General features: G+C 65.4%; 11 protein-coding genes. All 11 read right to left on the reverse strand.

Features of this window, described 5'->3' with window-relative positions:
• Nucleotides 1–47: 47 nt before the first annotated feature.
• Nucleotides 48–719 (reverse strand): hypothetical protein, encoded by a 672-nt coding sequence (locus tag AAHS21_RS13805; protein ID WP_342928235.1) that lies wholly within the window; start codon nucleotides 717–719, stop codon nucleotides 48–50.
• Nucleotides 720–1,269: 550 nt separating this feature from the next.
• Nucleotides 1,270–2,535 carry a hypothetical protein gene (locus AAHS21_RS13810; protein WP_342928236.1) on the reverse strand — a complete coding sequence of 422 codons (1,266 nt, stop codon included), beginning with the start codon at nucleotides 2,533–2,535 and terminating at the stop codon, nucleotides 1,270–1,272.
• A 343-nt stretch (nucleotides 2,536–2,878) separates the two neighbouring features.
• Nucleotides 2,879–3,208, reverse strand: coding sequence for an Lsr2 family protein (locus AAHS21_RS13815; protein WP_342928237.1), 330 nt, complete (start codon nucleotides 3,206–3,208; stop codon nucleotides 2,879–2,881).
• A complete protein-coding gene (gene eccE / locus AAHS21_RS13820) occupies nucleotides 3,208–5,655 on the reverse strand; it encodes a type VII secretion protein EccE (RefSeq protein ID WP_342928238.1) in 2,448 nt (815 codons plus the stop codon). The genes AAHS21_RS13815 and eccE overlap by 1 nt, the downstream gene beginning before the upstream one ends.
• Complete coding sequence (gene mycP / locus AAHS21_RS13825) at nucleotides 5,652–7,028, reverse strand: type VII secretion-associated serine protease mycosin (protein WP_342928239.1); 1,377 nt, start codon at nucleotides 7,026–7,028, stop codon at nucleotides 5,652–5,654. Before mycP ends, eccE begins: the two co-directional genes overlap by 4 nt.
• Nucleotides 7,025–8,461, reverse strand: coding sequence for a type VII secretion integral membrane protein EccD (gene eccD / locus AAHS21_RS13830; RefSeq protein ID WP_342928240.1), 1,437 nt, complete (start codon nucleotides 8,459–8,461; stop codon nucleotides 7,025–7,027). Before eccD ends, mycP begins: the two co-directional genes overlap by 4 nt.
• A 54-nt stretch (nucleotides 8,462–8,515) precedes the next feature.
• Nucleotides 8,516–9,817 carry a MinD/ParA family protein gene (locus AAHS21_RS13835; RefSeq protein ID WP_342928241.1) on the reverse strand — a complete coding sequence of 434 codons (1,302 nt, stop codon included), beginning with the start codon at nucleotides 9,815–9,817 and terminating at the stop codon, nucleotides 8,516–8,518.
• Nucleotides 9,818–9,935: 118 nt separating this feature from the next.
• Nucleotides 9,936–10,226, reverse strand: coding sequence for a hypothetical protein (locus AAHS21_RS13840; RefSeq protein ID WP_029368072.1), 291 nt, complete (start codon nucleotides 10,224–10,226; stop codon nucleotides 9,936–9,938).
• Nucleotides 10,227–10,268: 42 nt separating this feature from the next.
• Entirely contained in the window at nucleotides 10,269–10,583 is a 315-nt protein-coding gene (locus tag AAHS21_RS13845) for a WXG100 family type VII secretion target (protein ID WP_029368070.1), read from the reverse strand.
• 247 nt (nucleotides 10,584–10,830) lie between these two features.
• The gene (locus AAHS21_RS13850; RefSeq protein WP_342928242.1) at nucleotides 10,831–12,144 is read right to left on the reverse strand and encodes a PPE domain-containing protein; all 1,314 of its coding nucleotides are present in this window, start codon (nucleotides 12,142–12,144) and stop codon (nucleotides 10,831–10,833) included.
• 30 nt (nucleotides 12,145–12,174) lie between these two features.
• Nucleotides 12,175–12,468, reverse strand: a complete 294-nt coding sequence (locus AAHS21_RS13855) for a PE domain-containing protein (protein WP_029368067.1) — start codon at nucleotides 12,466–12,468, stop codon at nucleotides 12,175–12,177.
• Nucleotides 12,469–12,509: the final 41 nt, after the last annotated feature.

Here is a 12,509-nt window from a genome sequence, read left to right on the forward strand (position 1 = left end):
GCCGTCGGTCCGGCCGACCTGCGCCGCGCCTCAACGACGCAAGCGGGTCAACTTTCCGGGAACCGCAGCGGGTCAATTTTGAGAAACCGTTGACACTCCGGCGCGCCTACGCTGTCTTCGAATTCCCCTGCCCATGCTCCGGCCAGGAACGTGCAGGCCATGCATGACACCGTCGCGTCTGGGCACACGGAGATGTCGGGCCCGTGCACTTGCGGGCTGCTATCCCAGCACTCCCCGCAGACGATCACGACGGGTCGGTGCCGACACAGATGTGCGAGCAGCTCGGAGACAACACCGGGTTCGGGGCGCTCGTAGTTCAACTCGTCCCTGTGGTTGGCCAGGACGGCACGCAACAGTGCTGGCAACAGGTCTGGATTGTGGCCACTGCTCGCGATGAGGTTGCGCTGCAGTTCATCTGGCGAATAGCGGACGATTTCACGCTCTGTCGTGCCCAGGTGTAGGGCCACGATCCAGCTGCATTGTTCGCACCGCCGTTCTGCGAGCATGCCGTTCTGGTCGCCGTATGCGCCCCACTTTCGGGCCAGTGTGACGCGTTCTCCGCACACACCGAAGATCACGGGATGGCGGCCTTCGGCCGTGCCGGATTCTGCCTTGGCGGCGATCGACATGTCCACCGCGTGCCGGCGATGCCGCCCCGGGCCGATGCCGAACCGATCGCCGGCTATCGCCGGTGCTGCTAGGGCTGCGGTGCTATTCATGATCCTCTCCCCCAACGTCATTCGGGCGTACTTCCCGTCTCGTATGAGAGCGGGCGGATGCGGGGCGCACGCCCGTGGCGACGTCGTGACCGTCTTTGACTGCAGCGACTGCAGCGGTGTCGTCACTGGGCTGCAGGCTGGGCCATGCTCCGATGAGTTGTGCTGTCGCGCACGGCCACCGGGAACATTGGCGGCATGAAGGCCCAGACAGCGCGGCGAGTGCCCCCGCCTCCAGGATGGGCTGGTGCAATGCGCCGATCGCTGTCGTCCGGATTTCTGCGGCCATCTTCCCCTCCGGGATAACGACTTGCTGCCCGACCGGGCCGGTGTTGTCCTGGATGGGCCAGGGGCCCAGCAGGAGGGCTGTGGAGCAGGGCCAGCGTTCGGCGCACTGTCCGCACGAAGGGCCGCTCAGATCGCTAATCGACGTGATGGGTTGATGCAGGGTGGCGATCGCGGCCAGGCAGCGTTCAGCTCCGGAGCGCAAGGTCTGTGGGATGACGATGCGCGCCGGCTCAGATGGCGGATGGGTCATGCTTGCGGAATTCCCTCAGGCCCGCATCCGGTCGGCAGTCGACAAGAGCGCTGCCGCTTCCTTTGTGATGTTGTTGACGGTGTCGCGGTGCACGCGAGTCTGCTCAGCGATCTGTGTCGGTAGCATTCCGCGGTCCCACAGCTCAAGAACTTCGGCGGTCTTGTCTACTGGCTTGAGTGTCTTTCCTTCGCGGACCAGCGCCTCGGCCACTTCCCTCCACCCGTTTCCACCCGAAGCCAGTTCCACGCCACCATCTCGCGGGTGAACCTCGTTGATGCCCTGGAGGTTTGATGATTCCGACGCATTGATTGCAGTTCCGGCGACATCGTCAACGCTGAGACTTTCAATGCGAGCAGTTTCGCCCCGACCATGCCTTGGTGCCGCGGCCAGCCTGCTCTTGCGGAGGGTGATTTCTCTGGTCGTATCGGATCCCGCTTCCAGCGGAGCAGAGGATTGTGTCCATGGCGACGGTTGGGTGTGGGTGGCCAATTCGCCGGCGTGGTTGAGGACAGCTAACCGTGCCAGCATCCGCTCGCGCATCACCGGGTCGTCGGCGACGCCGGCAGCCAGCAGCGCGCGCTCCAGGCGGGCTGCGCGCGACCACGGCCAACGCCGTGGCCGTGACAGTGCTGCGGCTTGGTATGCCCTGCGGTCGCGGGAGCGCTGCGCGGCATCGCGATCATCGTCGCCAAGGCCCAACAGCGACAAGCAGCGTTCCCGTAGTTCACGGCCGATACGGGCGGCGGTGCTGGTGCGGTGATGGCGGGCACGCAGTTCCAGGCCAAGCCCGAGGTGGAGCATGACGGTGCCGAGTACTGGGCCGAGCAGGATTCGTCCGACGGCTTCGTCGGTGGTTGACATGGCCCACGCCATGTATGCCATGGCTGCACACATAGCCCACACGGGTGCCCGGAATGCTCCGGGGTGGCCGGTGCGCTGGACGTTCACGGCCATGCCTGCGCCGCACACCACGAGTGCCAGCTCGGCGACTGCGAACATCACCCACCGTTCACCGTTGGCGGTAGGGATGTGGAGTACGTGTTCGAAGAATCGCCAGGAAGTGTTCAGCGACACCAACAGGGATACGACTGCGACGAGGTAACACGCCAGCGCGACCCACGGCGCTCGTTGTTCACGTTCACTGGCAGCGGTGTCGTCGTTACCTGGGTGGCCGATGATCCCGGAGGTGCGCCGGTATGGACCGGCACTCTCCTTCGGGGAGGTTGCGCTGCTCATCGTGTTGACCGCCCTCGGGGGAGCGGCGTCGTCAACTTGGGTCATCACCATGACTTCAACCGTCATGGGCGCTGGAGCTGTTTTCAAGACCACCCGTAACTGGTGGTGTCCCGTGCGGCCGGTCGGCACGTTTGCATTCGACAAATGCATTGTTCAGTGAGCGCTTCGGTTCACCCGAAACCGCCGTGGCTCACGCCTTTTTCAGTGGCCGCATGAAGTAGCGGCTGTGCGCGACGAGACGCTCCCGGTCCGGCACGGCGCGTCCGTTGGATCGTGCTAACAAGTGGCGGCGGGCGGCGGGATCACGTGCAGCAGACGGTGTGGCGACACGGCACGATCCCGATTCTGTCGGGCTATAGCTGGCCGGCTGCTACATGGCCGTGTTGCGCTACTTCGCGGATTGGGCCTTGTCGTAGGCCTCGATGATCGCCGCCGGCATTCTGCCGCGTGCTGGCACCGTGATGTTGTTCTGTTTGGCCCAGACTCGGATCAGATGCATGTCGTGACGGTGCCGCCCGTTGGTGGGTAGTGACCCGTTCTGGCCGTGGCCATTGATCCTGCGGCTCTTGGCTATCCACGGCGCAAATTGCTCGCGCAAGGCTTTGTCGTTCACGAGGTCGATCTCGTACTCGATCCCATCTAGCCCGAATTGCGTAGTGGTGGCGCCGGATTCGCCGCTGATGTCATCGACCAGTTCGATGGTGACTTTCTTGGCCATTAGGACTCCTCGCGACGTTCGGCGCTACGGGGTGGCGGTGCCGCACCTCCTGGCCCGCTGCTTGTCTCGTCGGTGCCATCAGGTGCGCGATGGCGCCCGTTGGAGTCGCCGTTGCTTTCAGGCAGCGGCGACGATGCCCCGTCAGGTGCGGACGGCTGGGGCCGTTGCCGAGGGCCTCTCCCGAATGCCTGCGCCCAATCACGCTGCTGACCGGCCGGGGGTGACGTCGGTGGCGCTGACTCGGCGGGTGTGACCTGATTGTCATTGGGGGGTTGGGTTTCAGGTTCCTGTTGCCCGTTCCGTGTGCGCCGTGGCGGTAGGGGGCTCGGCGGCGGAATGCGCGGTGCGCTGGCGCCGCGGGGCGGCGGTACGGTCCACGGTGCGGCGGCCGGGGGCCGGATCGGTTGTGGTGGCGGCGATGGCGGTGGAGGGCCGGGCTCACGTACTGGCGGGGTGACCGGACTGCTGGGCTGAGCAGCAGGCGGTTCGGCAGGTGCCGCCGTTCCCAGGGGTGCCGGCAGGACGGGCCCGATTCCTGGGTCTGGGGCGGTCCCCGGTTGTCTCGCGAGATCGTCGGCGAGGTCGATACGGGTACGGGTTGTATGGTCCGCTGTCTGCGGCTTTGTGCCCTGGGGGGCGTCCCGACCGCTTGGCTGCTGGGCAGGCCGCGCTGGTGTGGGTCGCGGCCGGGTCGCGGGCGGGCGGGGCCGGATGGGGGCTTTTGGACGGTCGGCTTGCCGCACTGGGCCCCTAGCAGTGGTCGGTTGAGGACTGACTCCCAAGATCCGCCGTTCTTCGTGGGCGGGCACGGAGCGTACGCGCGCGCTGAGCCCGGTCCTGATCTTGAGCGTGAAGCCGAACTGATCGTCGGTGTCGACTAGTTCGATATCGGCATCGCATGCCTCGTCGTCGGTAAGGACGGTGACCTGCGGTAGGTGCTCGGGCCAGTCCTTGTCGGTGTCGATGACCAGGACGGTATCGGGGTCCAACCCTGCCAAACCTAGTGCGCCGGAACCGTGTTGCAACGCGATCGCGGGGTCGTCATCACTCAGATCGTCTTCGTCGTCAGCGGTCCAGCCACCCGGATAGTCATCGAGGATTTCGCCCGACACTGCCAACGACACGATGGGCTGCCACTTGTCGCGTTCGTCGGTGATGACCAGCAGCGGTCGGCCGGTGACGCTTGCCCGCAAAGCGGCTTGCCGTAGTAGCACTGAGCTTTGGCACAACACGGTGATCGGCCCGGACAACGAGAGGTGGACCGAAGTGTGGTCGCGGGGATCGCCGATCGACCCGATCAGTGGGCCGGCGGGCCCGAAGGGCAGCATGGGGGCAGCCGGGCCCAGCGCCGCCGCCGGCAACGGCGCCGTGACGGGTAGATAACCGATCCGGAACTGCTGCCACATCGCTTTTTGGACGCCGTAGAGCGGCCCGAGTCGCGACACCGGAGGCGCCGGCGGTCGCGCATCCGTGCGGTATCGCACCAACGCGGCGATATTCGTGGTGTCATTGGCTCCCGGTGTCAGCCGCACCAGCGTGGTGACCGACTGCGACAGCGTCCAGGTCCACCACTGCGCGGCATCGTCACCAATATGTGCAGGGTCTGCGTAGTAGACCCCGGTGAAGCCACTGCGGCCCTCCAGGTGCGACCAGTGGTCAGCGATCGGCGCATCGACATGCAGCAGCGCGTTGACAGCATCGATCGCTTCAGCGCTGGCGGGGCGGGCGTCTAGGCCGGAACTTGCGAGAGTGTCCGCGATCCGCAGGCACGTCACGGCGGCGACGCGGAAAGCCGCCTCGGCGTCACCTCCCCGCCGGTCGATAGCCGCGAGGTTGTCGTGCAGGTCGGTCCGCACCACGATCCAGCTGCGCCGTTCGGCGGGCGCCACAGTGGGGCCAGTTATCTGCTGGTACAGATCGGCGAATCCGCCGGCGGCGCGGAAGCCGTCGCTAATGATGTCCGCGGTGTTCACCCCGACGTCGAGGACTCGGCCAACCAGACCGGCGATCTCGCCGACGTCGAGCACGTTGGCTGTCCGTTCTTCGGTGTCGGTGACGACCGACGGTGACAGCGGGTCACCGTGCAATTCGACAAGGGTGACCAACTGCTCGTTTTCGGCTACAACACCGATAGGCACGCCGTTGATGAAGACGTTGCGGGCCGGCGGCGGGGGCTCGGCCGCGACTGACCGTCGGTGACGCAGCCATGCCCACCAGGTGGACATCCAATGAGTGAGAGCGACGTGATAGATCGTGATGAAGACGATGAGTATCAAGACGATGGGCACGGCTGCTACTGCAGCGGGGTGCAGCCGACCACCGGTGGCCATGACCCAGGCCATCCCGGCAAGGATGGTCAGCACTGTGCGCGTCACTGTGACCCGCACGCCGAGCATCGGCGGTTTAGTGAAACCCTGTGCGCTATTTGAGGACATGTTGCTGCTCATGGATGGCTCTTTCGACGCAGGGCCGCCCAGGCGCCGATCGCCAGCAGGATGGCGCCGGCGATGCCGAGCACAAGGTAGGTAGCGGTACGGCGTGGTGTGTAATCCGGCGGGGGTGGCGGCGGGGCCGGATGGATGATGTTGTTCACCGGCAGCGTCGGCGCGGGATCGGCGACATTCCAGGTCAATGCGGCGAGCGGGTCGACGACGCCCCAGCCGACCGAGGGATCCGGTGTGGTCGGCCCCGCGTGGGCAGTGGCTTTGAGCCGGTGCATCACCTGGTAGGCGTTCAAGTCAGGATATTTTTGCCGTACGAGCGCCGCGACCCCGCTGACGTAGGCAGCGGAGTAGGAGTCACCGAACATCGGCACCAGGATCTGGTCTTGGCCGGGTAGACCGTTGACGAGGTGCCCGTCGGGGAAATTGCCTGTGCTGACAATGTTTTCACCCGGGGCAGCCAAGTCCACCCAGGGCCCCTGCAGAGTCGTGGTGGACGGCGTGCCGTCGTTTTGGACCGACCCTACGGCCAGCACGTCGTCGGCCCACCAGGCAGGTGACGCGATCGTCACCACATTGGCCCAGCTCGCCGGGTCGGTGCCGGGCGGCGGCGGGTTCTGTCGGCAGTCGCCACCGGTGTTACCCGCAGCGACCACGACAACGACGTTGCGTTCAGCCACCGCCCAGTGCAGCGCGGCGCCGAGCTCGCGATCGTCGGCATGGCGCACTGCTTTCATGCATGACACCATCGAAATGTTGATCACCGTGGCGCCCAGGTTGACGGCATGGACCACGGCGCGCGCCATCGCGCGGAGGTCGATCGCTGTCTCTGTGAGGTTGGGATCGTCGGACTGGTCTGGGTTCTGCAGCCGGTAATGGGCCGATGACTGCCGGATGCTGATGAGTGCCGCATCAGGTGCGACGCCGACGAACGCGTCACCCGGATTCGGTGCTGCGCCAATGATTCCGGCGACCAACGTCCCGTGTGCATCGCAGTCGGTGAGCCCGTCACCATCAGTGACGTAGTCCCCTCCGGGACGCAGGTTGCGCAGCCGCGGATTGGGAGTCACTCCGGTGTCGATGACGGCCACCGTCTGCCCGGCGCCTGTGGCGAACGGCCTTGTCGCATCGAGATTGAGTAACCGCCAACCTGGGGGCGGGTCGGCGAAATTCGATCCAGGCAGCACGCCGGGTACTTGGCACTCCGCCAACAGCTGCATAGGCTGCTCCGGCCCGACAGTGTCGGGCGGCACCGCCGCGGCGTCGATCGTCGGTGGGGTCAGCGCGTGGGCAAGTCCTGCGCCGGAGAACACCGCCATCAACACGCTGATGACGCACACCATGAACAGTCGGTAAACGAGGGGCCGCACCGCGCTCACCCGATCCTCAGATCGCGTAGGACCGCGAAGATCCCGGTGACCCACGCGGCCAGCGGATACACGGTGACCAACGCTATCCAGCCGAAGATCTCGATCAACCGGGCAACTCTCGGATTGACGCCTCGTGGGGTCACTACCACCGCGATTGTCACCAGTACGACTATGGATCCCACCACCACGGCCAGGACTACCGCAGGTTTCCAGCCGTCATGCCAGGCCAGCAGGAGCCGCGCCGCGGATCCCACGATGACTAATGCGGCGCCAGCGAGCATTGAATAGGCCTGCAAGGCGTTCGACATCGTGCGACCCCAGATGATCAGAATGATCGCGACGCACGACACGATGACCAGTTCTATTTTGTAGTGGTAGGAGTGCGGATCCATCGTGAACACCGCGGCTGCGGCCGTTGTCACGGCCGAGGCAACGACGAGCCCGGTGGTCATCTCCACGGCCCGCTGCGACCTTAGTCGCACCGTCGCAAGCTCCCGCTCTCCGATCTCGCCACCGACTTCGATCGTTTCGCCGTCGGCCGGCACTCTGGGCAGGGTGATCCGGGCCAGCCCCGCTGCGATACCGCTCGCGTTCTGTAGGCCGATCAGGCCGGCGATGAGGACGCCGGCGCCGATCGCCGAGGGACGCAGATTCGTGTACTCGGCCACAGCACAGATCACGGCCACGATGGCCATCAACGTGCTCAGCGCCGTGGTGATGGCCAGGTGGCGCCGGGTCAGCAGCAGCGCGCAGACGGCACCGACCGCAACACCCACTGCTGACACCATGACGTGCGGGATCCCTGGCGACGCAGTGCGCTCGGAGATGGGAATCACTTGTCCCACAACAGCTGTGGCCGCTACCCAGACTACGGTCCAGGCGGTGGCGGCGTCGCTGCTCTCGTATCGGCGCGACGCCGACCACATTCCGGTGAAGGCCACCACGGCGCCGATACCGCCGACCAGCACCCACCACCATGAGTAGGAGCTGCGAATCCACAGCAGCCACTGCGCAGCGCAGACCGCGATGCCCCCGAATGCCAGGCCGGCGAGCCCGGCCTGGCGGGCGGCGTGCACATTGAATGGCCGGCCCGCGGCCGCCGCCGCGGTCGCTGCGGCGGCGATGACGTCTTCGGTGACCTTGCGGTACCGCTCGGTGGATTTGACCGCCCGCAGTTCGAGAACCGCGCCGTCGGTGACGCGAGCGTCGTGAAGGGACTGGTCGGGCTTGAGCGGTCCGCCGGTGCGTGCCAATGTCCACTGGCTGCCGGCCGGGGCGGTGATGGGGTCACCGTCGCTGAGCTGATCGACGACTTCGCCGATGTAGTCGCTGATGGGTGATTGGGTCGGCAGCACAAGATCCTGCTGGCGAGCCTCCTGCTCGGAATCGCCGTACCACACCGCGACACGCGAGAGAGCCGTCCCGTTGGTCGTCGGCGCCATCATGCCTCCTGATCCGTTTGAGGGCCGGATTGCCCGTGAGGAACGCTGGGTGCGCTAGCTGGCGGTTTTGGGGAAAAGGTCTGAGACCGCTGCAGCGATTTCGAGGTATCGACGCCGACTCTTCTTCGACAGCAGCTTCAGGTTGATCTCGCGGCCCTCGTGCACGTGCCGATCGAACGGGGTGACGAAGATCCGTTCCTGCGGAATCTTGCGCGTGAACTGCTCCACTACTTTGTCCACCACCACGTTGGGCTTGCCGGCCTCTGTGTGGTTGATGATCAGCACCAGGTTCTCCAGCAGTTTGAGATATCCGTTGTGGCGCAACCAGTCCAGTGTGTGATCGGTCTCTTGGAGGGCATCGATGGAGGCGTTGGTGACGACCACCACGGCACGAGATTCGTTGAGGACCGCCTTCATCAGGTCGGACTTCAGGGCGGTGCCACAGTCCAGCAGCACTACCGAGTAGTACTCCTGCAGCAACGCCATCGCCGCCTCGAAGTCCTCTCGTTCGACGGTGCGCTCTGCACGGGCGAAGTCGGGCTGGGCGAGCACCTCCAGTTTTGACACCTTGTCGGAGGAGGTGTGGGCCCGCACGTCGTGATAGCGGCTGACCGATGGGTCGGAGACGAGTTCGATGATGCTCAGGTGGGTCTCGCGGCCGTGGCGCTCGGTGAGGTTTCCTGAGTCGTTGTCCAAGTCGACCGCGATCACCTTGTCGCCGCGCACATCGCACATTATCGAGCCGAGCGCCTTGGTGGCGGTCGTCTTGCCGACGCCGCCTTTCAGGTTGAGAACAGCGACAGTGAATGTTGTGCGAACAGGGCGAATCACGCGCTCTTTAAGGCTGATTTCGTATCGTTCGTCTTTGCCAGGTCCGATTGTTATACCCGGAAGGATCTTATTTAGCGCGGCACGCCATCCGTGTTCGGCCGGGACCGACATCCGCCGCACATCGGTCTTGTCGAGCGCGACGTATTCCGAGTCGTCGCGAACGTCTCGGCGAGCGGGCACGCGCGTGGCCGGAACCGACGCCGCAGGGGGCGGCGAATAGGGACGGACCTGTTCAGGCTCCGCTGGCCGGCCTCGGGTTGCGGACCAGGTTGGCGGTGTGGGTGGCTGCGGTCGCTGCAGATAGGGACGGCCCTGCTCGTCGGGGTGGGGCGGCGCCTGGTTGTGGGTACCTTGCCAGTCGCTGCGGTCGACGATCGTGGTCATCTCTTCCGGTGATTCAGCGGCTGATCCTGGACGCTGTTGCGGTGGGTTCTGCGGCGGGTTGACGGGGGGCCCTTGCGGCGGTCCGCCGGCGGCGGGGCCCCGCGAAAAGGCTCCGTAATACGGGTCTTGTTCGTTGCTCATAGCTTTACCGTAACACCCTTCTGTGCCGAATTACACGGGCACAAAACCCCAGGTAAAAATATAGCGGCACGGGCTGTTTATACCCGTGCCGCTATATTTATCTGGTGGTGTGTCAGCGTCAGCCACCAAAGGACGACGCGTTGATCTGCTCCTGGTGTGCGGTGTTGTTGGTCGACTCCTCCACCGCTGTCAGGTAGGAGTCGACGGCCAGCTTGAAGTCCTGACCGTGCTGGTTGAGCGTGCGCTGCTCCAGCGTCCACATGTCCGACGCCTCGCCCTGCCAGACGGAGGCACCCTGGGCGAGGTCGCCTTCGAGCGCCTCGTTCTGCCCCTGGATGGTGTTGGCGTGCCCACGCAGGACACCGACAGCCCCGTGAATCGAGGCGAAATCCCAAACTTGCTGTCCCATAGCTATTTAGCTCCTTGTCTTGAGAGGTTGATGGGGTGATGGTCAGAAGGGCAGCGATGCGCTGGACTGGACAGTTCCGGCGCCGTCGGAGTCGACGTTGACGTAGCCGCCGGCCGACTGCCCGACCCGCTCGGAGATGCTGTTGAGCTGGTTGACCAGCTGGATACCGACCTCGTGGAGGTGCTGGGCCTTTGCCTGGGTGGCGGTGCCCGTTTCACCGACGAGCCGGCCCTGCAGCGCCTGGACTTCGCTGAGGAATGAGGTGAGGGTTGCCTGCTCGGCCTGCGCGGTCGACCCGATCGAGTCGGCCACGGCCTTCTGGGCTGCGGTGTCGGTGTTCAAAGCCTGAAGGGCCATGGAATTTCACTCCTTGTGTTTGTGCCGTGTGATGCGATTGTCGATATTGCAGATCAGCCGTTGATCCGCAGTGCACTGTCTCGGTGATCAAACCCCCTCTAGAGGTAGGCCCGCGCCCAGAGACAGTGACGACGCGGAGGCTTACAGTGGATCCCGTCTCTCATACCAGCCAAAACGATCTCCGCGGCATACGCAAGAGGACCGCCAGGCACCCCCCTTTCGCTCGTTTGACCAGGTCGACTGGCCATTACCGTTCGTCGAACACTTCGAAGCCCAATGCCGCCACCACCGGCTTCTCCTCGGCCACCGGTTCGTCGAGGGCGACCGAGGAACTCTCCCCGCGGCCATGGGCTCCCGCCATGGGCCCCATCATCCCCGTTCCGCTGCCAACGGCACTGGAGCCGCCGGTGGGCGTTGCCGTCGTGCGCACAACCTCTTCAGCCGCCGTGGGCGCCGGCGCGGGCTGCGCCCACCCGGCCGGTGAGCGAAGAGTTGACGTGCCACCGGAATTGGCCGCCGACAGCAGGCCCGCGCCGCCGTATCCGCCGCCCGCGGAGCCCACCGGGCTAGTACCGTAGGCGCCGAGCTGATCGGTGGAGCCGAAATGCGAGACAAGGTCTGCCGGGGAGATGTTCTGATTGGCCAGATCCCCGCCTCCCATATTCTGGAATATCGACGTGATCTGCTGCAGCGGTTGGGATGCCGTCTGCATCAGCTGTTGCGGAGCCTGACCGACCTGTGACAACTGCTGGGGCACCTGAGACGCCATCTGGGTTGCCATCTGCGTCGCCATCTGGGTGCTTTGAGTCGTCTGACCCGCCCCGTCTTGCGCGGCCTGCGTGCTGGCCTGCTGGCCGGCCAAGTTGCCCGCCGTCGCCACCAGCTGACCCATCTGTTGCGCCTGCCCCCGGGCGGCACCCTCTGTCGCTGCGACCTGCAGTTCTGCCAGCAACGCGTCGCGGCCCATGCTGGCAGGCAGCTGGGCTGCTGTCTGCGCCAGAATCTGCGCCAGACCGGCTTCGGGCATGCCCGGTGCCGCCATGATGCTGGGTGCGATGGTGAACGGCGGGAACGTGGTGTTCACCCCGGTGGCCGCCGAATACCCATCCATCGCCCCGGCGGCACGGTTCCACAGCACCACCAGGTATTCGAATTCGTTCATCCCGATCGGAATGGTGTTCACACCCAGGAAGTTCGTCGCTTCCAGCACCGTATGGGTGATGTGATTGGCGGCGATCTCACCGAGTGTGGGAGTCTCGACCACAGCGGTTCCGTAGCTGCCTCCTTGGGCGGCCGCGGCCGCGGCCCGCTGTTCGGCCATCGCGATGATCGACGCCATCCAGGCAAGATAGGGCTCGAATGCGGCCTGGGCCTTGGAGGCCGCCGCCCCTTGCCAGGCCGCTGTCACCATGGCGATCTCAGCGCGCAGCGTGGCCATGGCGGCGGTGAAGTCGGCTGCGACCGCCTGCCAGCCGACCTCCGCTTGCATCCAGGGCTCGACGCCCGCCCCTGCAATCAGCCGCCCGGTATTGAATTCGGGCGGCATCCCATGCCATTCCACCGCTAATCCCCCGTCGGGAAAACCTCTCGGTTAGAGCACCGTGACAGCGCCGGCAGCGTCGACAGCCTCATAGGCGGCCGCGACCGACGTCATGCCTTCGGCGGCCAAGCCCAGCATCGCTGTGCCCTCCGCCGAGGTGGCGCTGAAATCCACTCCCTGTGCGCTGAACGCACCGGAGGCCAGCATCGACACCGTGTCGATACCGGACGGCACCAGCCCCGATACCACCGGCATCGCGGCGGCCGTCGTGGCGCCCTGCTGAGCGGTGACACCCGTGACGCCAACCCCTCCAGCCAGCAGTGCTTCGGAATTCACCTGCAACATGTCGAAAACTCCTTCCCTCGGAACACACCCATGAATGAGAG

It is taken from the genome of Mycobacterium sp. 050272 (assembly GCF_039023525.1).
Lineage (GTDB): Bacteria > Actinomycetota > Actinomycetes > Mycobacteriales > Mycobacteriaceae > Mycobacterium.